This window comes from Flavobacterium phragmitis (assembly GCF_900112575.1).
Taxonomy (GTDB): Bacteria; Bacteroidota; Bacteroidia; order Flavobacteriales; family Flavobacteriaceae; genus Flavobacterium; species Flavobacterium phragmitis.
This window is the reverse complement of sequence record NZ_FOMH01000002.1, coordinates 369,575-392,903: the sequence shown is the minus strand read 5'-3', so window position 1 is coordinate 392,903 and position 23,329 is coordinate 369,575. Positions and strand designations below refer to the sequence as shown.

General features: G+C 33.1%; 23 protein-coding genes and 1 pseudogene. 16 read left to right on the top strand and 8 right to left on the bottom strand.

The genetic code is table 11. The features are described from left to right. Window positions 1–46: 46 nt before the first annotated feature. Complete coding sequence (locus tag BM289_RS04550; RefSeq protein WP_244165323.1) at window positions 47–1,633, bottom strand: LTA synthase family protein; 1,587 nt, start codon at window positions 1,631–1,633, stop codon at window positions 47–49. A gap of 456 nt (window positions 1,634–2,089) precedes the next feature. Next, entirely contained in the window at window positions 2,090–2,905 is an 816-nt protein-coding gene (locus BM289_RS04545) for a 2,3,4,5-tetrahydropyridine-2,6-dicarboxylate N-succinyltransferase (RefSeq protein ID WP_091491210.1), read from the bottom strand. A 286-nt stretch (window positions 2,906–3,191) separates the two neighbouring features. On the opposite strand from BM289_RS04545, the gene BM289_RS04540 reads away from it, so the two are divergent. The 5 genes from BM289_RS04540 (at window position 3,192) to BM289_RS04520 (ending at window position 6,545) form a co-directional block, all read left to right on the top strand. After that, window positions 3,192–3,821: a PAS domain-containing protein gene (locus BM289_RS04540; protein ID WP_091491209.1), complete on the top strand. Its 630-nt coding sequence runs from the start codon at window positions 3,192–3,194 to the stop codon at window positions 3,819–3,821. 138 nt (window positions 3,822–3,959) lie between these two features. Beyond that, the gene (locus BM289_RS04535; RefSeq protein WP_091491207.1) at window positions 3,960–4,193 is read left to right on the top strand and encodes a hypothetical protein; all 234 of its coding nucleotides are present in this window, start codon (window positions 3,960–3,962) and stop codon (window positions 4,191–4,193) included. Then, window positions 4,183–4,464 (top strand): type II toxin-antitoxin system RelE/ParE family toxin, encoded by a 282-nt coding sequence (locus tag BM289_RS04530; protein WP_091491206.1) that lies wholly within the window; start codon window positions 4,183–4,185, stop codon window positions 4,462–4,464. The genes BM289_RS04535 and BM289_RS04530 overlap by 11 nt, the downstream gene beginning before the upstream one ends. A gap of 47 nt (window positions 4,465–4,511) precedes the next feature. Then, window positions 4,512–4,925 carry a Holliday junction resolvase RuvX gene (ruvX, locus tag BM289_RS04525; protein WP_091491560.1) on the top strand — a complete coding sequence of 138 codons (414 nt, stop codon included), beginning with the start codon at window positions 4,512–4,514 and terminating at the stop codon, window positions 4,923–4,925. A gap of 126 nt (window positions 4,926–5,051) precedes the next feature. Further along, window positions 5,052–6,545: a malate:quinone oxidoreductase gene (locus BM289_RS04520; protein ID WP_091491204.1), complete on the top strand. Its 1,494-nt coding sequence runs from the start codon at window positions 5,052–5,054 to the stop codon at window positions 6,543–6,545. A gap of 38 nt (window positions 6,546–6,583) precedes the next feature. Here BM289_RS04520 and BM289_RS04515 read toward each other — a convergent pair whose 3' ends face one another. After that, window positions 6,584–8,806: an FUSC family protein gene (locus BM289_RS04515; RefSeq protein WP_091491203.1), complete on the bottom strand. Its 2,223-nt coding sequence runs from the start codon at window positions 8,804–8,806 to the stop codon at window positions 6,584–6,586. A 201-nt stretch (window positions 8,807–9,007) separates the two neighbouring features. On the opposite strand from BM289_RS04515, the gene def reads away from it, so the two are divergent. From def to mazG, 3 genes are all read left to right on the top strand, one after another. After that, on the top strand, window positions 9,008–9,598 hold the full coding sequence (gene def / locus BM289_RS04510; RefSeq protein ID WP_091491201.1) for a peptide deformylase: 591 nt from the start codon (window positions 9,008–9,010) through the stop codon (window positions 9,596–9,598). Between the two features lie 61 nt (window positions 9,599–9,659). Further along, window positions 9,660–10,145: a DUF5606 family protein gene (locus BM289_RS04505; RefSeq protein WP_091491199.1), complete on the top strand. Its 486-nt coding sequence runs from the start codon at window positions 9,660–9,662 to the stop codon at window positions 10,143–10,145. Window positions 10,146–10,246: 101 nt separating this feature from the next. Then, entirely contained in the window at window positions 10,247–11,017 is a 771-nt protein-coding gene (gene mazG, locus BM289_RS04500; protein WP_091491558.1) for a nucleoside triphosphate pyrophosphohydrolase, read from the top strand. On the opposite strand, the gene BM289_RS04495 is transcribed toward mazG, so the two are convergent. Next, a complete protein-coding gene (locus BM289_RS04495) occupies window positions 11,014–11,697 on the bottom strand; it encodes a Crp/Fnr family transcriptional regulator (protein WP_091491198.1) in 684 nt (227 codons plus the stop codon). The genes mazG and BM289_RS04495 overlap by 4 nt on opposite strands. 204 nt (window positions 11,698–11,901) lie before the next feature. Between BM289_RS04495 and BM289_RS04490 the strand changes: the two genes are divergently transcribed. The 8 genes from BM289_RS04490 (at window position 11,902) to BM289_RS04455 (ending at window position 20,536) form a co-directional block, all read left to right on the top strand. Next, the gene (locus tag BM289_RS04490; protein ID WP_091491196.1) at window positions 11,902–14,289 is read left to right on the top strand and encodes a heavy metal translocating P-type ATPase; all 2,388 of its coding nucleotides are present in this window, start codon (window positions 11,902–11,904) and stop codon (window positions 14,287–14,289) included. Between the two features lie 114 nt (window positions 14,290–14,403). Beyond that, on the top strand, window positions 14,404–14,595 hold the full coding sequence (gene ccoS / locus BM289_RS04485) for a cbb3-type cytochrome oxidase assembly protein CcoS (RefSeq protein ID WP_091491194.1): 192 nt from the start codon (window positions 14,404–14,406) through the stop codon (window positions 14,593–14,595). Window positions 14,596–14,597: 2 nt separating this feature from the next. Further along, a complete protein-coding gene (gene ccoN / locus BM289_RS04480; protein ID WP_091491192.1) occupies window positions 14,598–16,784 on the top strand; it encodes a cytochrome-c oxidase, cbb3-type subunit I in 2,187 nt (728 codons plus the stop codon). Between the two features lie 7 nt (window positions 16,785–16,791). Beyond that, window positions 16,792–16,986, top strand: a complete 195-nt coding sequence (locus BM289_RS04475) for a CcoQ/FixQ family Cbb3-type cytochrome c oxidase assembly chaperone (protein ID WP_091491191.1) — start codon at window positions 16,792–16,794, stop codon at window positions 16,984–16,986. Between the two features lie 2 nt (window positions 16,987–16,988). After that, entirely contained in the window at window positions 16,989–17,930 is a 942-nt protein-coding gene (locus BM289_RS04470; protein WP_091491189.1) for a cbb3-type cytochrome c oxidase N-terminal domain-containing protein, read from the top strand. A gap of 15 nt (window positions 17,931–17,945) precedes the next feature. Continuing rightward, a complete protein-coding gene (gene ccoG, locus BM289_RS04465; protein WP_091491188.1) occupies window positions 17,946–19,364 on the top strand; it encodes a cytochrome c oxidase accessory protein CcoG in 1,419 nt (472 codons plus the stop codon). Window positions 19,365–19,377: 13 nt separating this feature from the next. Beyond that, on the top strand, window positions 19,378–19,827 hold the full coding sequence (locus BM289_RS04460; protein WP_091491186.1) for a FixH family protein: 450 nt from the start codon (window positions 19,378–19,380) through the stop codon (window positions 19,825–19,827). 7 nt (window positions 19,828–19,834) lie between these two features. Further along, entirely contained in the window at window positions 19,835–20,536 is a 702-nt protein-coding gene (locus tag BM289_RS04455) for a sulfite exporter TauE/SafE family protein (RefSeq protein WP_091491184.1), read from the top strand. Window positions 20,537–20,625: 89 nt separating this feature from the next. On the opposite strand, the pseudogene BM289_RS04450 reads toward BM289_RS04455, so the two are convergent. The 4 genes and pseudogenes from BM289_RS04450 to BM289_RS04435 form a co-directional block, all read right to left on the bottom strand. Further along, window positions 20,626–20,921: pseudogene (locus BM289_RS04450) on the bottom strand (HepT-like ribonuclease domain-containing protein). Further along, complete coding sequence (locus BM289_RS04445; RefSeq protein WP_091491182.1) at window positions 20,914–21,210, bottom strand: nucleotidyltransferase family protein; 297 nt, start codon at window positions 21,208–21,210, stop codon at window positions 20,914–20,916. Before BM289_RS04445 ends, BM289_RS04450 begins: the two are co-directional and overlap by 8 nt. Window positions 21,211–21,295: 85 nt before the next feature. Beyond that, window positions 21,296–22,660, bottom strand: a complete 1,365-nt coding sequence (hemN, locus tag BM289_RS04440) for an oxygen-independent coproporphyrinogen III oxidase (protein ID WP_091491181.1) — start codon at window positions 22,658–22,660, stop codon at window positions 21,296–21,298. A 120-nt stretch (window positions 22,661–22,780) separates the two neighbouring features. Further along, a complete protein-coding gene (locus BM289_RS04435) occupies window positions 22,781–23,257 on the bottom strand; it encodes a hypothetical protein (RefSeq protein WP_091491179.1) in 477 nt (158 codons plus the stop codon). Window positions 23,258–23,329: the final 72 nt, after the last annotated feature.

The window sequence follows — 23,329 nt, the reverse complement described above, 5'->3', positions numbered from 1 at the left end:
ACATTTGGAGGGATATTGTAATGCTTTTGAACTTAACGAAAGAGTATTAGATGCTGAGTCTGTTATCTATCACTCGTTCGTTAAAGTTTTGAATGTATGCTTTTAAAAAATTTGAAATTTGTAATGTTTTAAATGTATTTTTTGTTTGTAAATCATTCTTTAATAAAGGATCTTTTTTCCAGTTATATAATCCAATAACCTGATTGTTTGCAAAGGCTAGGTAATATTCATCTTGAACACAATGATAAATTCCCTGTAAATAGAATACGGCAAAGTTTTGATCGCTTTTGAAGCTTTTCCCGAAACAAATTAAATCTGTTTTTATGCCTAAATATTCCACTATACTGGGCATAATATCGATTTGTTGGAAATTCTTTTCGTTTGCGCCATAAAAATTTGGATTGCCTGGGTCGAAAAATAAAATTGGGATATGAAATTTGCCAATTATAGTTTTATCTATTTCTGATTCTCCACTAGATGAAGTGTGATCGGCAGAAATTACAAATAATGTATTGTTGTACCATTTTTGTGTTTTGGCTTTTTCAAAAAAAAGTTTTAGAGAGTAATCGGTATAAGCAATGCTTTCCTGTACGACTGTTGTTCCTTTAGGAAATTTATTTTTATATCGTTCTGGTATTCTGTAAGGATTATGAGAAGAAATAGTAAAAATAGAACTAAAGAAAGGTTCTTTGAAAGTGGATAATTTTTTGGCAAAAAACTGTAAAAATTCTTCATCAAAAATTCCCCATTTCCCATCAAAAGCTTCGGGACCTATATATTCATCTTTACCATAATATTGTTCAAAACCCGAAGCTTTCGAATATTGATCAAAATTCTGACTGCCATTAAAAGCTCCATGGAAAAAAGAAGTAGCATATCCTTCTTTTTTAAGGATTTTAGGTAAACTGTTCGTTTTGTTCAATGAATAACTAGAAATGATAAAAGAGTTGTTCATTAAACTAGGAATGCTTGAAATAATCGATGGAACAGCGTCGATAGATACTTTTCCGTTGGCAAAACCATTTTTAAAATAGTAAGATTTTGTTATTAAAGAATCTAAAAAAGGGGTTTGCTTTTTGTTGATATTTTCATGACCAAAACTTTCCAGTATAATGATTACGACATTTTTTTTATTTACTGTTCCAGCTTTTTTGAAAGATAAGATTGGTTTGTAAATTGAGTCAAGACTTTTTTGATCAAAATAATTAACTTTCTCAATATCGTCTTTTTGAAATATCGTTTTTAATATGCAAAAAGAAGTATTTAAAATAAGCGGAGCGTTTTTACAAGAGCTGTATCTAGCAGCATCTACAATTCGAAGCGGTTTCTTTTGAAATCCTCCGCGAGCTATAATTAACAGTAAAAAAGCAGAGGTTAGAAAATAAAAAGATTGTTTTAAGAATTTCTGTTTTGTGAAATGCTTTATTTCGCTTTTGTTTTTAAAATTTGGTATTGATTTCCAAAAAAGAATGCTAAGAATAATAAGTAATAATGGGATATACCAAAATTCTATTATAAAGGAAAAAAATAAACCCAGAGCTTCTTTCTCCATTCCTTTTGCAGTAATCATGCTGAATGTGCTTCTTCTTCCTGTGAACCGGAAATATATAATGTCAATAAGATTTGCAGCCACAAACAAAAGATTGACTAAGAAGAAAGAAATTTTTAATATAGTCTGATAGCTTTGGCGATACTTAAAATTTCCCGGAATTGCGTGTGCGATTAAGAAAATAAAGGTTATATATGAAATAGATGAAAAATCAAATAAAATACTACCTATAATATTTTGTAGTGTTATATTATCAAAGTACTCAGTGTTTAAAGCGTAAAATAAGATATTACAAATTTGATAAACTAAAAAAATCAAGAAATATCTATAGAGAAATACTTTTAAACTGGATGTGTAATTTTTCATTTAAAGATGCATATAAAAATAATCATCTTCTTTTTCAGAAGATTTTTAAGAATGCAAATTTAATATAATTTTCTTACTTTTTTATTTTTGTAAGATTTTTGTTTGTTTTTTTATTGGGTTTATAAAAAAAAGGGCGGTAAATACCGCCCTATAATATAGTACTAATTTTAAAATCTATACCGCAACATCGTATTCACGAAGAGCATTGTTTAAAGATGTTTTTAAGTCTGTAGATGGTTTACGAGTTCCAATGATTAAAGCACAAGGAACTTGATATTCTCCAGCAGCGAATTTTTTAGTATAACTTCCAGGAATAACTACAGAACGAGCAGGAACAAAACCTTTCATTTCAACTGGTTCGTCACCTGTAACATCAATAATTTTAGTAGAAGCAGTTAAGCATACATTAGCACCTAGAACAGCTTCTTTTCCAACGTGCACACCTTCAACAACAATACAACGAGATCCGATGAATGCACCGTCTTCGATAATTACTGGAGCAGCTTGTAATGGTTCCAAAACACCACCAATACCAACACCACCACTTAAGTGAACGTTTTTACCAATTTGCGCACAGCTTCCAACAGTTGCCCATGTATCAACCATTGTACCTTCGTCAACATAAGCACCAATATTTACATAACTTGGCATTAAGATAACACCGCTAGAAATGTAAGCGCCATAACGAGCAACAGCGTTTGGTACTACACGAATTCCTTTTGCTGCATAATCTCTCTTAAGTAACATTTTATCGTGATATTCGAAAATACCAGATTCCCATGTTTCCATTTTTTGAATTGGGAAATACATCACAACCGCTTTCTTAACCCATTCGTTTACCTGCCATTTGTCACCAACTGGTTCAGCAACACGTAATTTCCCTGCGTCTACCAATTCGATAACTTCTCTAATGGCATCTGTAGTTGTAGTTTCTTGTAATAAAGCTCTGTTTTCCCAAGCTTGTTCGATTATAGTCTGTAAAGAATTCATACGTTTAAATTTTTGGCAAAGATAACGTATTTGTATAAATGCAAAAAGGCAAAACGATTTGAAAATGTTACAGATTTAACTTTTTGTTTCTTATTTGTAAAGTCTGTGGAGTTTTAGATTTTGTGATTTGGAGTTTCGATTTTGGAATTTCTTTTCAGACTACCACTAAAAGTTTTTTTTGTGTCAAAATATGACAAAAGTCAGATTTTCTATTTTTTCTTCTCTCTAATTTCGCATCATTGAAAAACATTCCATTCAATAACATTAATCATATAAGCAGTATAATATGAATCAAGAAAATCACCTTCAGAACAGAGTCATAATTGACAAAGAGGTAACTTGGGATAAAACACAAGTTATTATGAGTAAAACAAATGCATTTGGTATTATCGAGTATGCCAACGAAGTGTTTGTAGACGTTTGCGGTTATGAAGATTACGAATTAATGGGACAGCCCCATAATATTATTCGTCACCCAGATATGCCAAAAGTTATTTTTAAAGTGCTTTGGGAAAATCTAAAGCAAGGGAAAAACTTTCATGCCATTGTAAAGAATTTAGCAAAGTCTGGAAGATATTATTGGGTTATTACAGATTTTGAAATTGCCCGAGATGAAAATGATGTAATTGTGAATTATTTTGCCAGAAGACAATCTGTGCCACAAGAAGTAATTGCAATGCACATTGAGCCATTATACAAAAAACTATTGCAAATCGAAGCAGCAAGCGGTGTTGAATTCAGCGAAAAATACTTAATCGGATTTTTGGAAGAAAAGAAGAGAAGTTACGTTGAATATATTAAGGAGTTGATTTTCGAAAACGAAAAAGCGCAGTCTAAATTTGCTAATTACAATGCAGAAGAGGATGGAGAAGAGGAAGAGCATAGAGGCTTTTTCGGCCGATTATTCGGAAGATAAATTTGAGTTATTTTTTAGGTTTGAATATTTGGATAGAGTCCGTCTTGAATTTTTTCGGGGCGGATTTTTTGCTTTTAAGTCCAATTTAAAAAACATAAATTTAAAAAGGTTTATATTTGTATGTAAAATGGAAGTATTATGGAAGCGATTAGATTAGAGTTTCAGCCAGAGATTAGAGAGAAAGTGCTTAAGTTATTAAGTCGATTTTCTCCTAATGAATTGACAATTATTGAAGAAGATTCTGATTTCAAAAATGATAAAGAAAAAGTGCATGCAGCTTATACTAAATTAAAAAGCGGTAATGAAAAGTTGTATTCAATAGATGAAGTTGATTCTATTTTAGATAATACATTTTCGGAATATGATAATTAAAATTTCGAATGAATTTTTAAAATTATTAAAAGAACAAGTTCATTATATTTATAAAGATAAACCCAGAGCAGCTCTAAAGTTTAGGAAAGATTTGCTTAGAAATATTAAAAAAGATTTAAAACATCCTTTTCTCTTTAAAAAATCTAGATACTTTGATGATGAAAATATTAGAGATTATGTTTTTAAAGGTTATGTTTCAGTTTATGAGGTTGATACCGAGAATAATATTGTCGTCGTTTTCGGTTTTATAAAATATAAAGACACTCTTTGAATAAGCATTCTAATTTTACTTTCTACCTTTTACAAAAAAATCAAAACATGCCAAGAATTCTCTCCATAGATTACGGACAAAAACGCACAGGAATTGCTGTTACAGACGAAATGCAGATTATTGCATCAGGTTTAACTACAATTCCAACACATACTTTGACTGATTTTTTAAAAGATTATTTTGCAAAAGAAAAAGTGGAAGCTGTTCTAATTGGCGAACCTAAACAAATGAACGGTCAGCCTTCAGAAAGTGCTTCTGTAATAAATGGATTCGCAAAACATTTTTCGAACATTTTTCCGGATATGAAAGTGATTCGGGTTGATGAACGTTTTACATCCAAAATGGCATTCCAAACCATGATCGACAGCGGGTTAAGTAAAAAGCAGCGTCAGAATAAAGGTTTGATAGATGAAATTTCGGCTACAATTATGCTTCAAGATTATCTTTCCTCAAAAAAATAACACTCTTCGTCGAATTTTTTATTTATAATTTAATGGTTTTTAGAAAATCCTAACTTTTATCTTGTAAAAATTAGTTTTTTTTTGCAATTAAAAAAGTACCTTTGCGCTTTAAATAAAAATACTGTTATGCCTGACGAAACCATACGTTCAAATAGTGATGTAGTACTCATTGGAGCTGGAATTATGAGTGCCACTCTAGGAGTAATTTTGAAAGAATTACAACCTGATATAAAAATTGAAATTTACGAAAGATTAGATGTTGCCGCCGCTGAAAGCTCTGATGCTTGGAATAATGCAGGAACAGGACACTCCGCTTTTTGTGAATTAAATTACACTCCAGAAAAGGCAGACGGCAGTATCGATCCTAAAAAAGCAATAAGTATCGCTGAATCATTCGAGATTTCGCGCCAATTTTGGTCTTATTTAGTACAGCAGAACAAAGTGCCTTCTCCAGAAAATTTTATTAGAAGTGTTCCTCATATGAGTTTTGTGTGGGGAGATAAAAATGTTGATTATTTAAAAAAGAGATTCGAAGCTCTTCAGAGCAATCCAATCTTTGCTGATATGACTTTCAGTACCGATTTTAAACAGCTTCAAGAATGGATGCCGTTGGTAATGGAAGGACGTGAAGCTGAAGAAAAGCTAGCTGCAACTCATATGGAAATTGGTACCGATGTAAATTTTGGTGCTTTAACGAGAAGCATGTTCAACTACTTGGAAAAACTGGACGGCGTTTCTTTATTCTTCAATCATGAGGTTAAAAAATTGAGACAACGTGAGGATAAATCTTGGAGAATTAAAATTAAAGATTTATCAACAGGCAAAATTCGTAAAGCCTATACTAAATTTGTATTTATTGGAGCTGGTGGTGGTTCTTTGCCATTATTAGAAAAAGCAAATGTGCCTGAAGGAAATGGTTATGGAGGTTTTCCAGTAAGTGGACAATGGCTGAAATGTACTAATCCAGAAGTTATTGCAAAGCACCAGGCAAAAGTATACGGAAAAGCAAGTGTTGGAGCGCCTCCAATGTCTGTTCCTCATATTGATACCCGTGTGATTGACGGTGAAAAAGCATTGCTTTTTGGGCCGTTTGCAGGGTTTTCAACTCGTTTCTTGAAAAACGGTTCTTATATGGATCTGCCAATGTCAATTAAACGTAACAATTTAATTCCGATGTTAGCAGCAGGATATCATAATATTCCTTTGACTAAATATTTGATTGAGCAGGTTCGTCAGTCTCCAAAAGACAGAATGAAAGCTTTACGCGAATATTTACCGACAGCTCGTTCTAAAGATTGGAAATTGGAAAAAGCGGGACAGCGTGTTCAAGTAATCAAAAAAGATGAAAAAGAGGGTGGTGTTTTGGAATTCGGTACAGAAGTAATCAGTACGCATGATGGAAGTTTAGCTGTTTTGTTAGGTGCTTCGCCAGGAGCTTCGACAGCAGTAGGAATTATGATTGATTTAATCAGCAGATGTTTTACTAATCAAATTAAAACACCAGAATGGGAAGCGAAATTGAAAACAATGATTCCTTCTTATGGTCAGACTTTAAATGATAAGCCAGAGCTTTTAGCAGAGCTTAGAAAACATACAGCAGAAGTTTTAAAAATAAAATAAGCTTCTCCTATTAGAATATAAAAACAAATCCAGATGAATTAATCTGGATTTGTTGCTTTTAGATCGGTTGTGTTTTTAAGGATTTTTTCTGCTAGATTACTCATCCAAATTAGCTGCTCAATAACCATTGAGGCTTCCTGCATTTTGGCCTGACGGGTTTCTTTGTCTAATTCGTCATCTTCTGCTAATCTGGTAAAGTTTTTTCGCTTTAATTCTTCAAATTGCAGCGTCACATCTTCTTTTTCAAAAAACGTATCCGTCAAAATCGTTTCGTTTCTTAAAACGGCAATAGAATGATCTAAATTGGCTAAAATGGTTTTGATAATATAATTGAAAGAGTCTGAAGCCGATGTAGTCTGATGCGACTGAATATAAGTGGAAAGCGAAGCCAAAGCAGATAATAATGAGTGATTTAAAACCACTAATTTATTAACCAAAGGCATCGTTTTCTGTTTTGATTTCGGTTCCTGCATCATACGCTGAAAAGAGGTCATTAGATTCCCAATTTCCACAAATGCATTTTTTCTGGCCAATCTGTAAGCGGTTGGGACTTCTCCTTTTTTATTGTAAAAATCAGCAATCTCCTTAAGATAATTTCTATTGGCTCGAATGGAGTTTTCGATATGAATCGGCGTATTGATAAATTCCCAAGCCGGCCATAAAAACTGATTGGCAATAAAGGCTAAAATCGCTCCTGCAAGAGAATCTAATATTCTGAATTGTATCACTTCGTTGATGTCTGGCGTTAGGATTCCGTAAATGAAAACTACGTACATTGTCACAAAAGTGGCACTGATTTTATAGTTAATCTGAGTAAACGAAATTCCTAAAAGCATACAGATAATAGAGAAAATGCTGAGCGCAACATGGTTCTGAATGAAAGATACAATTCCGAATGCTAAAATTCCTCCTAAAACAGTTCCGAACATTCTATGATACGATCGCTCTTTTGTTAATCCGTAACCTGGACGCATGATGACCACTATCGTGAGCAGAATCCAATAAACATTTTGAAAGGGAAGTATTTGTCCAAGGAAAAAACCAATTAAAATGGTGATGGTTAATCGTAACGAATGTCTGAAAATCGAAGAAGAATACGATAAATTTTCAATTAAAGTTCGAAGCGGATAATATTGAGGCGTTAAGAATTTCTCCAGTTCTTTGTCTTTATCTTTTAGTTTATAAGACTGCATTGCCAAAGAAAGTGCACGCTGAATAATTTTGATTTTTCCAACTTGATTTTTGGCATATTTCAGCATATTGGTCAGTATCAAAACACCCTCGGCTGCTTCATCTTTTCCTAATGTTTTTTCATAATCAAAAATGGCAAATTCCAAAGCATCCAATTCATTTTTTAAATCTTGTTTATCGACGTAAACGCTAATATGGTTGACATTTTTGGATAATTTTTTTAAGGTAGAAGCCAGTTTGTAAGCGACATTTTGATAGGTTCTTAAAACGTCCGGATGTTTGGCAAATTTTTCATGGAGCTTACTGTGGTCAAAAGAAGTATAAAGGGCGAGTTCCTGAATTTCGACCAAAGTAATAAAAACCAAAAGCATTTTTCGGTTCTGACTTGTGGTTCCAGATGCATTCTGGTTTCCAATGAGCATTTTTCTTAAATCCTCATGAATAAGATTCAATTCGACCTGAACAGCCAATTGTTTTTCAATAATCGCTTGTCTATTTGCTTCTGGACTCCATAAATCACCTCTTAGTTTTAAATACTTGGCAGTAAGTTTGATTCCTTCTGCAATTTGTAATTCAACATATTTATAAGGCTGTACAAAATGAAATACCAATGATACGATTAAATATAAAATCCCTCCAATAAATATAAAACCAGAATATTCAAAAGCTTCGACTCCTTCGTGTAAATGTCCAAATGAAAGGGAAATAGATAATAAAGCAGAAAATGAAATTAAGGTAGCACGCTGTCCGTAAACCGAAATCATAGAACAGGCAAACAGTAGAATTCCTAAAAAAGGATAAAATAATATAGGATAAGGATAAGCAAGATTGACCAGAAGATTTACACCAGAGACAATAAATGAAGCTGCAATTAATCCTTTTATTTTATGAATTAATGAACTAGGAATATCACTGGGATAGGTATAAAAAGCACCCAAAGCGATTGTAAAACCAATTTCAAAATGACCTAAAAAATTTAAAACTAAAACAGGAACAACAGAAGCAATAGTTACTTTAGAGGCATTCAAAAAGGATGTGCTGTTTGTAAATTTTGAAATTTTATCAATCATAGAAAGCGGTTTACTAGCAAAGGTAAGAATTGTAAGAGTGATTTTGGCACAATTATAGCTGAGATTTTAGGCGGTTAGGAAAAAATATAACATAATAGACTAATAGAATTATTCATTGACTATTTTTTACTATTTTTGCCAGCTGAAATATTAGAACTTTAATTCTTTTTTTTCAGCATCTAAAAACAAAAATAAAAACAAATGATTTTACCAATTGTAGGATACGGTGATCCTGTTTTAAGAAAAGTAGGGCAGGAGATTACGTCAGAATATCCAAACCTAAAAGAAACGATCGCAAATATGTACGAGACGATGTATAATGCGTACGGAGTTGGGCTTGCGGCGCCGCAGGTTGGACTTCCAATTCGTTTGTTTGTTATTGATACAACACCTTTTAGTGACGATGAAGATCTGCCTTCAGAGGAACAAAAAGATTTGAAAGGTTTCAAAAAGACTTTCATCAATGCTAAAATCGTAAAAGAAGAAGGAGAAGAGTGGGGTTTTAATGAAGGATGTTTGAGTATTCCAGATGTGCGTGAAGATGTTTACAGAAAACCAACTGTAACAATTGAATATTGTGAGGAAGATTTTGTAATGAAAACAGAAGTTTTTGACGGTTTGATTGCAAGAGTAATTCAGCACGAATACGATCATATTGAGGGAATTTTATTTACAGATAAAATTTCGTCTCTTAAAAAACGTTTAATTCAAAAGAAACTGAAAAATATCACTGAAGGGAAAACGTTTCAGGAATATAGAATGAAGTTTTTTGCGGCCAAAAAAGGGAGATAAGTTTTCTGAAGAAATTTAGAAACAAAAAATAAATCAAATTCTTAATACAAATTTTAATAAAATGAATTTAACGAAAATTTTAGCCATTTCAGGAAAACCAGGTTTATACGAATTAAAAGTTCAAACTCGTACAGGTTTTGTGGCGGAATCATTAATTGATGGGAAGAAGATTACTGTAAATCTAAAAAGCAATGTAAGTTTATTGTCTGAAATTTCGATTTATACTTATGAAGGTGAAAAACCATTAACTGAAGTAATGCAGCAAATTGCCGTTAAAGAGAACAAAGGACAAGCGATTTCTCATAAAGAAGATAATGCTACTTTAGCTGCTTATTTCAAAGAAATTCTTCCAACTTATGACGAAGAAAGAGTTTATCCATCTGATATCAAAAAAGTATTAAGCTGGTACAATACGCTTCAGGCTAAAGGTTTAGTGACAGATTTAGCTCCTGCTGCTGAAGAGCCAAAAGAAGAAGCTCCGGTTGCTGAAGAAAAACCTAAAAAAGCTACGGCTGCTAAAAAAGCAAAAGCTAAAAAAGAAGAATAATAGCATTTTCTTTACATAATAAATGAATCCTGTTAAGATGTTTCTTGACAGGATTTTTTAATTTTACAGAATCGAGTTTTAAATTTAAAAAGACTTCAAAAATGAATAGAGAAAACCAGTTAAAAGCGTTTGAAAGATTATTGAACATCATGGATGAACTTCGTGAACAATGTCCGTGGGATAAAAAACAAACCCTGCAGACCTTAAGACATTTAACAATCGAAGAAACCTACGAACTGGGAGACGCTATTCTGGATAATGATTTAAATGAAGTTAAAAAAGAATTAGGAGATCTTCTTTTGCATATTGTTTTTTATGCTAAAATAGGTAGCGAAACCAATGATTTTGATATTGCTGACGTCTGTAATGAAATCTGCGATAAACTCATTCATCGTCATCCTCACATTTATGGAGATGTAAAAGTGGAAAATGAAGAAGAAGTCAAACAAAACTGGGAGAAATTAAAACTAAAAGAAGGTAAAAAATCTGTTTTGGAAGGCGTTCCAAGAAGTCTTCCGGCTTTGGTAAAAGCGAGCAGGATTCAGGACAAAGTAAAAGGTGTAGGTTTTGACTGGGAAGAACCTCATCAGGTTTGGGATAAAGTACAAGAGGAATTACAAGAATTACAAGACGAAGTCAAATCTGGAAATCAGGATAAAATTGAAGACGAATTTGGAGATGTTTTATTCTCAATGATTAATTACGCCCGATTTTTAAAAGTAAATCCAGAAGATGCATTGGAAAGAACCAATAAAAAATTCATTAAACGATTTCAATACTTAGAAAGTAAAGCAGGCGAATTAGGAAAATCTTTGTCAGATATGACGCTTAGCGAAATGGATGTTTTCTGGAACGAAGCCAAAAAGCTTTAGTTTTCGGCTAGTTTCTTTAAAGCACGAACATTTTTAAGCATAATCTTTTTACCAACCAACTCAATCAATTCTGATTTATTAAAATCAGATAATAAACGAATACAGCTTTCTGTTGCAGTACCAATAATTCCCGCAAGTTCTTCTCTTGTCAGTTGAACTTTCAGGGTTTTATCTGTATCTTCTCCAAAAGCTTCGTGTAATTGAAGTAAAGTTTCAGCCAGTCTTTGTTTTACTGTTTTCTGGACTAAAGCAATTTTTTCATTCTCAGATTCTTTTAAATCTTCGCAGACAGACTGCATCATATTTAAAGAAAACTGATTGTTGCTGTTAAAGAAATTGATAATTTCGGCTTTCGGAATAAAACAAACTTCCATGTCTGCAATTGCTTTTGCCGTTAAGTTTGCCGGCTCATTGCTAATCATTGAACGTTGTCCAAGAAGTTCACCAGATTTAACCAATTTTACGATTTGGTCTTTTCCGTTTGCACTCAATTTGGAGAGTTTACCAACACCATCTTTCACACAAAATACTCCATTGGTAACTTCGCCTTCTTCAAAAATGGCTTCCCCTTTTTTAATTTTGTAAGTAGTTTTACTGCTGGCTAATTTTATAACTTCTTCTTTGTTAAGGGCTTTTAACGAGCTTAGCTGGCGTACAATGCATTGATCACATTTATTCATGACAATAGTTGTTTGCAGCAAAATTAAACATATTTAGCATTTTTAGGCATTATTCGATGGTAAAATTATTATAAATAAGAAGTTCCTTTAATTTTGGTTGTTTTTAATTTATTAAATTTAGAATTCAATTTCAATATAATATGACAATTATCATCTTAATAATTGGGCTTTAATTGGAAATTTGTGGCAAATAAAAACAAGTTTATGAGGGAGCAAAGTTGTTTTCATTGTGGTTTGACTATTGAACAAAATGAAGAAATTGATTTTGATGATAAAAAGTTTTGTTGTGCTGGCTGTAAAACAGTGTATGAAATTTTCAGCAGCAACGATTTAACCTCTTATTATGATTTCGAAAAATCGCCTGGTGCCACACCACAAGACATTGCAGGAAAATACGATTTTTTAGATAATGAAGCCATACTTTCAAAAGTATTGGAATTTCAAGAAGGAAACACGGCTATTGTTTCTTTAAATATTCCGCATATCCATTGCAGTTCTTGTATTTGGATTTTAGAAAATTTAAACCGATTACAGCCTGGAATTAGCATTTCTCAGGTTAATTTCCATGAAAAAAGAGTTCGAATCACGTTCAATTCAGATACTGTTTCTCTAAAAGAAATCGTGTATCTGTTGAGTTCAATAGGTTACGAGCCTTACATCAGTTTAGAAAATTACGAAACAGGAAAAACAAAAGTAGACAGAAGTTTAACTTATAAATTGGGCGTCGCTTTTTTCTGTTTTGGAAATATTATGTTGCTTTCGTTTCCAGAGTATTTCGAAATGAAAGAATTCTGGTTAGATAGCTACAAACCGTTCTTCCGATTATTAATATTTCTTTTAGCACTGCCAAGTTTTTTATATTCTGCAAGCGGGTATTATGTTTCTGCTTATCACAGTATCAGAACTCGAATGCTAAATATTGATATTCCAATTGCTTTGGGAATTATCGTAATGTTTGTTCGAAGTACTTATGATATGCTTATGGATCATGGACCTGGTTTCTTTGATAGTTTAGCCAGTCTGGTTTTCTTTATGCTTTTAGGGAAAATGTTCCAAACTAAGACCTATAGTTTTTTGAGTTTTGAAAGAGATTTTAAATCCTATTTTCCGATTGCTGTTACCAAAATCAATAAAGACGCTTCAGAAGATAATGTTGCGATTTATGATGTTGTTAAAGGAGATCGCTTATTGATTCGTAATCAGGAATTGATTCCAGTTGATGGAATTTTAATTAGCGAAAGCGCCGATATTGACTACAGTTTCGTAACAGGAGAAGCTGTTCCAATTACCAAAAAATCAGGAGATAAAGTTTTTGCAGGCGGAAAACAGATTGGAAAAGTAATCGAAATGGAAGTTTTACATTCGGTTTCTCAAAGTTATTTAACTCAATTATGGAGTAATGAAATCTTTCAGAAAAAAGTAGATCAAAAGCACAAAACCATAACAGATGCGATAAGCCGTTATTTTACCCCTATTTTATTGCTGATTGCATTTGCCGGTTTTGGTTATTGGATTTCTATAGATGCCAATATTGCTTTTAATGTTTTTACAGCGGTTTTAATTGTGGCGTGTCCATGTGCATTGGCACTTACAGCTCCGTTTACTTTTGGTAATATTTTGAGGATTTTAGGAAAGAAGAAATTCTATCTCAAAAATGCTGTTGTGATTGAACAGTTGGCAAAAGTGGATACCATCGTTTTTGATAAAACAGGAACAATTACAACCAATAAAAAATCGAACATTTTATATGAAGGAGACCTAATCTCTGATCAAAATATTGTTTTGATTAAGAATGTTTTACGAGCTTCAAATCATCCATTAAGTAGAATGTTGTATGACTTTTTACCCAAAACAAAAAGAGTTAATGTTGTTGAATTTCAAGAAATTACTGGAAAAGGAATTCTAGCTTTTGCTGAAAATAAAGAAATTAAAATTGGTTCAGGACAATTTGTCGATAATTTGGTTTCTGATGGTTCAGAGATTGAAAAAACGGCTTTGCATATTAAAATTGATGGAATTTATTTCGGACGATTTGTCTTTCAAAACCAATATAGGGAAGGATTGGAAACGCTTTTTTCAAAACTGAATAAAGACTACGAAATCAAAGTACTTTCTGGAGATAATGATGGTGAAAGAGCCAATCTTGAAGCTATTCTGCCCAAAAACACCGAATTAGTATTCAATCAAAAACCAGATCAGAAACTGGAATTTATAAAAAAACTTCAGGAAAACGGCAGGAATGTCATGATGGTTGGAGATGGTTTGAATGATGCTGGAGCATTGGCGCAAAGTAATGTCGGAATTTCGATTTCAGAGAATGTAAATGTCTTTTCGCCAGCTTGCGATGCTATTTTGGACGCTTCTGAATTTTCACGTTTGAATTACTTTTTAAAGCTTTCTCATAAGGCGATTTTTATCATCAAGATGAGTTTTGGTTTGTCATTGCTCTACAACGTTGTTGGATTAGCATTTGCGGTTACAGGAAACCTTCTTCCGTTGGTTGCTGCCATCATTATGCCATTGAGTACAATTACTATTGTCAGTTTTGTTACTTTGATGTCTAACTATTTCAGTAATAGTAATTTATATTGATTTTAAATAATTAGAAAGATATTTTTTTTAATTTTAAGATTCCTCTCTGATCATGATAATTATCATATTTTAAACGCCAATAGCCTAGTAATTTTGTTAACATAAATTTACGGTATGAGTGTTATTTATCTTTTAATTTCAGTAAGTATTTTCGTAGCAATTTGTTTCTTCATTGCTTTCATTATTGCTGTCAAATCTGGCCAGTACGACGACGATTATACACCTTCAGTCAGAATTCTTTTTGACGATGAGACCAAAATTATTTCCCAAAATAATAATTCACCAATCGAAGAAAAACAAGTATAATTATGGAAATGGAACAGTTTTATTACGACAACAAAATTGTAAAAAAATTCATTTACGCCACAATACTCTTTGGAGTTGTGGGTATGTTAGTGGGACTTACCCTCGCGGTAATGTACCTTTTTCCCAACATTACAGATGGGATTTCGTGGCTTAGCTACGGCCGTTTAAGACCATTACACACTAATGCGGTTATTTTTGCCTTTGTGGGTAATGCCTTCTTTGCCGGAATGTATTATTCTATGCAAAGATTATTAAAAGCCAGAATGTTTAGTGATTTTTTAAGTAATCTGCATTTCTGGGGCTGGCAGTTAATTATTGTAGCTGCAGCAATTACACTTCCTTTAGGTTATACTTCTTCTAAAGAATATGCAGAATTAGAATGGCCAATTGATATTGCAATTGCTTTAATCTGGGTGGTAATGGGGATCAACATGATTGGTACCATGTTACGCCGTAGAGAACGCCACTTGTACGTAGCAATCTGGTTTTATCTAGCAACATTTGTAACAGTAGCTGTACTGCACATTTTTAACAATATTGAAATTCCTGTTTCAGCTTTAAAAAGTTATTCTGTTTATGCTGGAGTTCAGGATGCATTAGTGCAATGGTGGTACGGGCACAACGCGGTAGCATTTTTCTTGACTACTCCGTTTTTAGGATTGATGTACTATTTTGTGCCAAAGATTGCCAACAGACCTGTTTATTCTTATAGATTATCAATCATACACTTTTGGTCTTTAATCTTTATCTATATCTGGGCAGGGCCTCACCACTTATTATATTCTGCATTGCCAAACTGGGCACAGAATTTAGGAGTAGCTTTCTCAGTAATGTTAATTGCTCCATCTTGGGGAGGTATGATCAACGGACTTTTAACGCTTAGAGGTGCTTGGGATAAAGTTCGTGAAGAACCAGTTTTAAAATTCTTTGTAGTAGCGATTACAGGATACGGAATGGCAACGTTTGAAGGACCGATGCTTTCTCTTAAAAACGTAAATGCTATTGCGCACTATACAGACTGGATCGTAGCCCACGTACACGTTGGAGCTTTAGCTTGGAATGGTTTTATGTCTTTTGCGATTATTTATTGGTTGATTCCAAGAATGACCAAAACAGATTTATTCTCTAAGAAATTGGCCAACTTCCATTTCTGGATTGGAACTTTAGGGATTATAGTTTATACAATTCCATTATATGTAGCTGGTTTTCAACAAGCTTCTATGTGGAAGCAATTTAATCCAGACGGAACTTTAACTTACGGAAACTTCCTTGAAACCGTAACGGCTATTATGCCAATGTATTGGATGAGAGCTATTGGTGGTACTTTGTATTTAGTTGGTATGCTGACATTGGTGTACAACATTATCATGACAGTTAAACAAGGTTCTCCAGTAGAAGATGAATTAGCTCAGGCTCCTGCTTTACAAAGAATCAGCAGCGGAAGAGTAAGAGGAGAGAAATTCCACTCTTGGTTAGAAAGAAAACCAATTCAATTAACCATTTTGGCTACAATTGCGATTTTAATTGGAGGTATCATTCAAATTGTGCCAACGATTATGGTAAAATCAAATATTCCGACTATTTCAAGTGTAAAACCATATACGCCGTTAGAACTGGAAGGGCGTGATTTATACATCAGAGAAGGTTGTGTGGGATGTCATTCTCAGTCAGTTCGTCCATTTAGAAGTGAAGTAGAACGTTATGGAGTACAGTCAAAAGCTGGTGAATTTGTTTACGATCATCCATTCTTATGGGGATCAAAACGTACGGGACCGGATTTATTAAGAGTTGGAGGTAAATACAATGATAACTGGCATTTTAACCACATGTGGAATCCGCAAAGTACATCTGCAGGATCTATAATGCCAGGATACAAATGGTTGTTCGATAACAAACCGCTTGATATTTCTCTAACACAAAAGAAAATGCAAGCCATGATTTCTTTAGGTGTGCCATATACTCCAGAAGAAGTTGCAAATGCACAAAAAGCGTTGAGAGATCAAGCAGTTAAAATAGAAAAGAGCTTAGAGAGTGATCCTGACTTTGTAAAAAGTTATGAAGACAGCAAGAAAAAAGCGGCTGCAAAAGGAGAGCAATTCGTTCCTATGAACGAAAGAGAAATCGTTGCTTTGATTGCTTACATTCAAAGACTTGGTACTGATATTAAAGTAAAAGAAACTACTAAATAACAGCATTATGTTCGAACAAATAAAACACAATATGGAAACAATATCGGGTGTAGAATTATACCCGATTATTTCCCTCTTGATTTTCTTCTTCTTCTTTGTAGGATTAGGCTTTTGGGTATTCTCTTATAGAAAAGATAAAATTCAGGAAATGAGTAGTATTCCTTTAGATGAAGGGCTTGTTGTAATTACAAAAGAGATATAAAAATGAAAAAGTTTTTCCCAGTATATGTTAGAGTACCGTTGATTTTCTTCATCGTCTTTGGTTTGATGGAGTATTTCGTAGACTCAGGTGACAGAGCAGCATTTATAAAATACCCTATGGTGTCGCTGTTTTTATTTGTCTTCTTATTCATTTTAATTGCAATTGAAATTACGCTTAGTGCTGTAAACCGTGTCATGTATCAATTAATGACACCAGAAGAAAAAGCGAAAAAAGAATATGAAGAAAGCCTTAGTTTCAAAGAGAGTACCTGGTTTAAAGATTTAATGCAGAAATTAACCAAAACATCTCCAATTGAAAAAGAAGGCGAGTTGTTAATGGATCATGATTATGATGGCATCAAAGAGCTTGACAATAATTTACCACCATGGTGGGTGTATTTGTTCTACATCTGTATCATTTTCGGAGTTATTTATGTGATTCGTTATGATGTTTTAGGAGCAGACAACCAGGAAATGGAGTTGAAAAAAGAAATGGCTCAAGCAAAAATTGATGTTGAAGAATACCTGAAAACTGCTCCAGATTTAATGGATGAAAAAACAGTTGTTTTACTAACAGATGAACCAAGTTTAGCAGCAGGAAAAGAAATCTTTACCACAAACTGTGCAGCTTGTCACAGAGCCGATGCTGGAGGACAGATTGGACCTAACCTAACAGATGACCGTTGGATTTTAGGAGGAGGAATTAAAAACCTTTTCCACACGATTACAAACGGAGGCCGAGATGGTAAAGGGATGATCTCATGGAAAGGAACCTTAAAACCAAAAGAAATCCAGAAAGTAGCGAGTTACATTCTGTCATTGCAAGGAAGTAATCCGAAAGATCCTAAAGAACCAGAAGGAGAGGTTTGGGTAGATGAAAGCGCCCCAATCAACGATGCAAAAGCCGCTGCACCAAAAATAGATACCACACAAGTTAAAAAATAATTAGAATACAATATCATGTCAAATTTACCAGACGAAGCGTTTAGAGATACCATTGGAACTATAGATGAAGGTGGTAAACGGAAGTTTATTTTCCCTAAGAAACCGTCTGGTAAATTTTACGATTACAGAAAAATTGTCAGTTATGTTTTATTGGCAATTCTCTTTATAAATCCGTTTATAAAAGTAAATGGAAACCAATTTATGATGTTCAATATTCTAGAACGTCGTTTTAATATTTTTGGTTTTCCCTTCTGGCCTCAGGATTTTTACCTCTTTGTAATTTCAATGCTTGTAGGCGTTGTATTTGTTATCTTGTTCACAGTCGTTTTCGGAAGGATTTTTTGTGGTTGGATTTGTCCTCAGACTATTTTCCTTGAATTGGTTTTCCGCCGTATAGAATATTGGATTGATGGAGATAGAGGTTCTCAATCGCGTTTGGCAAGAATGGAATGGAATGGGGAGAAAATTAGAAAAAGACTTCTAAAATGGACTATTTTCTTTGTAATTTCTTTTCTCATCGCCAATGTATTTTTGGCTTATTTAGTTGGAAGCGACAAATTGTTTTTAATGATAGAACAAGGTCCGATTGCACAGGCTAGTAACTTTATTGCGCTTCTTATTTTTACAGGTGTTTTTTACTTTGTATTTGTCTGGTTTCGTGAACAGGTTTGTATTATCGCCTGCCCGTACGGAAGATTGCAAGGTGTTCTTTTGGATAATAAATCAATCAATGTTGCTTACGATTTTGTACGAGGAGAAAAAGAAGAAGGACGTGCAAAATTCAATAAAAAAGAAGATCGAGCCTTAACAGGAAAAGGAGATTGTATTGATTGTTTGCAATGTGTTCATGTCTGCCCAATGGGAATTGACATTAGAAATGGAACACAGTTAGAATGTACCAATTGTACTGCCTGTATCGATGAGTGTGATCATATTATGGAATCTGTCGGATTGCCAAAAGGTCTTATTCGATATGCTTCTGAAGATGAAATTGTCAAAAAAGAGCCTTTCAAGTTTACAACAAGAATGAAAGGATATACAGCAGTTCTCTTTATTTTATTGAGTATTTTTGTTGGAATGCTGTTTTTAAGAACTGATGTTCAGGCAGTTGTTCTTCGTTTGCCAGGGCAATTATTTCAGCATAATGGAGATAAAATCAGTAATGTTTATACTTATAAAATTGTAAACAAAACCATGAAAGATTACAATGATATTCACTTCGAGTTAATTGACCAGAAAGGCGAAATTAAGAATGTGGGAAAAAGACATTTTAAGGTAGCCAAAGAAGGAATTTCTCAAGGAACATTATTTATAGAAATAAAAGAAGTTTTATTGGAAAGTGATAAAACAAAAGTAAAAATAGGAGTTTACAATGGTTCTGAACTCATAGAAACAACCACAACAAATTTCTTAGGACCACGCAGTTTTAATTAAAAATTATAGTATCATGAAAATTAATTGGGGTACCGCAATTGTCATTGCATTCGGATTGTTTATGACATTTATATTATATTTTGTTTTCGAAGTACAGTCAAATTCTAAATACGATAATGATTTGGTTGTCGAGGAATACTACAAACACGACACGCATTTTCAGGAAGAAATGGCTAGAATTCAAAATGCTCACGATTTACAGCACAAACCATCAATCAAATATACAGATAGCGGAGTAGCTGTAACTTTTCCAGCCGGATTTGAAAGCGATAAAGTACAAGGAAATATTTTGCTGTATCGTCCTTCAAATAAAAAGTTTGACTTTAATACCAAAATTGCTTTGACCAATTCTTCTATACTTATTCCGCAGAAAAAACTAATAAAAGGACGCTGGGATGTGAATATGGAATGGCAGTATGAAGGCAAAAAATATTTAACTAAAGAAGTGATTTACGTCAATTAATTGCATAATGTTATTTTCAGCTTTCTTTTTAGGTCTTATAAGTAGCCTGCACTGTGTCGGTATGTGCGGGCCAATTGCTATGATGCTTCCTGTAGACAGACAAAATGAAGCTAAAAAAGTAACGCAGATTTTGACCTATCATTTCGGAAGATTAACCGCTTATGCCACAATCGGATTAATTTTTGGATTATTAGGCAGAGGTTTTTTTCTTGCCGGATTACAACAGAAAATGTCTATCATTATTGGTGTAATCATGATTATTGTGGTTTTAATTCCAGAGAAAAAGTTTGCGAATTATAATTTTTCAAAACCCGTTTATAAAATTATTTCTAAAATCAAATCAAACCTCGGAGCCCAATTTAAAAACAAGAGTTATAAATCTCTTTTTACAATTGGTCTGCTAAATGGATTTCTTCCATGCGGAATGGTTTATGTAGCACTGTTTGGAGCAATCGCCATGCAGAGTGCTAGTTTAGGTGTTTTGTATATGCTGTTATTTGGAATCGGAACTATACCTTTGATGACAATTGTAGTGTATGTAAATTCATTGCTGAAATTGCCTTTCAGAAATAAAATCCAAAAGGCAATTCCTTATGTTGCTGTAATTATTGGAGTTTTGTTTATTCTTAGAGGATTAGGACTTGGAATTCCATATATTTCTCCTTCTAATATGAGTTTATTTGTACAGCAGACTCCTAACTGCCATTAGAGATTATAAGTTAAAGAACTTATGTTTTATAAAATATGATGAATGAAATTATGTTTTATTCTTCTATTAAGAAATTTGAAATCAGCTTATTAATCTCCAGGAATTTTGTTTTTCATCACGTCCCAAACAATAGTATAATTTACTGCCATGTAGTCGTGGATAAGTCTATCTCTATGCCGGCCATATTTTTCCATTGAATAGAGTCTTTGTCAGCTTTAAAATCCGAAGAGATTTTCTTTGTAGCTTCTCCAATGATTTCTAAACTTCTTACAACTGCACGTTTTAGAGTTTCATCTTTAAGGAAATCTTCAGATGATAATTTTTTGCTGACAGATAAGATATAGGAATATTCGTCTTGAATATGTCTAAGATAATCTTTAGACATATTGAACTTCGTTTAAAATTTTGGAACCAATGTACGGACTTAAACCATTTTTAGTAACAACTTCGATTTTCTCATTTTTAAATAGATTCTCAAAGAAGTCATAAACCGCCATGTAATTATCAAAGTTTTCTTTGTCAGGTTCAAAATCAATCAATAAATCTATATCACTTTCAAAAGATTGTTCATCTCGGATATAAGAACCAAACAAACCAACATTTCGAATACCAAATTTAGAAAGCTTCTGCTTGTTCAATTTCAGAGTTTTTAATATGTTGTCTTTTGTTGTCATGATGACTTTTTTCAAATATACAAAAGATTGTCTTTAAAAGTGAGATTTTCAAAAGATTGCCCCATTTAGCTGGTAGTATGGTTGTTTATACAGTCATCGAAAACAAGTTGGTTTCCGGTGATTTTCTTTTTAGATGTAAATCGAATGCCATACAGATATTACGTACAAAAGGCCTTCCTTCTTCTGTGATTTTAATTGAATTTTCTTCAATGACAATTAAACCATCATTTTCTATTTCTTGTAATGCACTTAAAACTTCAGGAAGTTCAGTGAAATTTAAAGATTCTTCTGTCCAGGAAGTTTGAAGCTCACAGGTTAAATTCAGAATGTGTTTTCTAATAATTAAATCTTCTTCGTTTAAAATATGGCCTTTCACAACTGGCAGTTTATCCCATTCTAATAATTGGTAATAATCTTCTAGATTTTTGGTGTTTTGAGCAAAACTATACCAGCTGTCACTAATCGAAGAAACGCCTAAACCAATCATTACTTGTGTTTTTGAAGCACTATATCCCATAAAATTTCGATGTAAATTACCATTATGAGCGGCTTTATATAAACTATCAGCTTCTAAAGCAAAATGATCCATTCCTATTTCATGATAACCGTTTTGCGAAAGCAATTTTTTTCCTGTTTCATAAAGCTGTCTTTTTTCGGCATCTTTTGGCAGGTTTTCGTCGTTAAAGCCGCGTTGTCCGTTTCCTTTTATCCACGGCACATGAGCGTAACTGTAAAAAGCCAATCGATCTGGTTTTAAAGAATTTGTTTTTTCAACCGTATCTATAACATCTTCGATAGCTTGAAATGGAAGCCCAAAAATTATATCGTGACCAATAGAGGTATAACCAATTTCTTTGGCCCAAAATGTTACTTTAGCAACATTATGAAAAGGCTGAATTCGGTTAATGGCTTGCTGTACTTTTGCAGCATAATCCTGAACTCCAAAACTCACTCGGCGAAAGCCTAAATCATACAATTTTTTTAATTGTTCGTGAGTAGTATTATTGGGATGCCCTTCAAAACTAAATTCATGGTTTTCAGCTTTTACAGCATAACTGAAAATTCCATTGATCAGCAATTCTAGATTTTCCTTAGAAAAGAATGTAGGTGTTCCGCCGCCTAAATGTATTTCTTTAATAACAGGTTTTTCTGGAAGTATTTTACAGTACAAATACCACTCTTTTAAAAGTGCTTTAATGTAAGTTTCTTCAACAGAATGATTTTTGGTAATTCGTTTGTTGCATCCGCAGAAAGTACACATGCTTTCGCAGAAAGGCAGATGAATATATAAACTAATTCCTTTTTTTGAATTGCTTTCAGAAAATGATTTTTGTAAAGAAGAGATCCATTTTTCAGTTGTGAAATCAGCTTCATTCCAATACGGAACGGTTGGATAGCTAGTATATCTTGGACCTGGGACATTGTATTTTTGTGTCAAAGAGATTTTCATAATGACGGATTTAGTTTACCTCAAAATTAAAACTTCGATGACCGACATAAAATGACAAATATCATATAAAAGACAAAAAAAAGAGGCTCAATGTTGAACCTCTTTAGCTGAATTAAATAACTAACGTGAAATAGAATCTTGGATGATTTTATGCCATTTTTTCGCAAACTGATGATCTTGATACACGCTTATTTGTTTAATGCGGTCATCATCAAAATCATAGAATGGAATTATAATCTTTTTGGATGTTTCTTTGTCCTGAAATTCGAAATCAATTTTAACTATGGTATTCGAATGTGCGTCTGTTGTTGGAATTAATTTACAAGAAGCAACAGTGTTTAAATCAACATAAATTGATTCCTGCTGATTTGGATTGAAATTCATCAATATAAACTTGTTGTTTTTTTGATCCAGAGTTAAAGTTTTATTATTAATTGATTCTGTTAAATCAAAACTCTCTGGATTAGACGGATTGAATCTCTTCTTGATGTTTAAAATTCTTGATTTACTGGCAGCGCTTGAGCGGGCAGAAAAATATACTGGAATTGCGACAATGATTAAAATCACAATACCCATAATGGTAGTTGTAGTTTCCATGATGTTTTTTAATGAAATAAATAAATGATATGCGACGGCTTTCTTTCAGAAAACAGTTATAGTTTGAAGAAT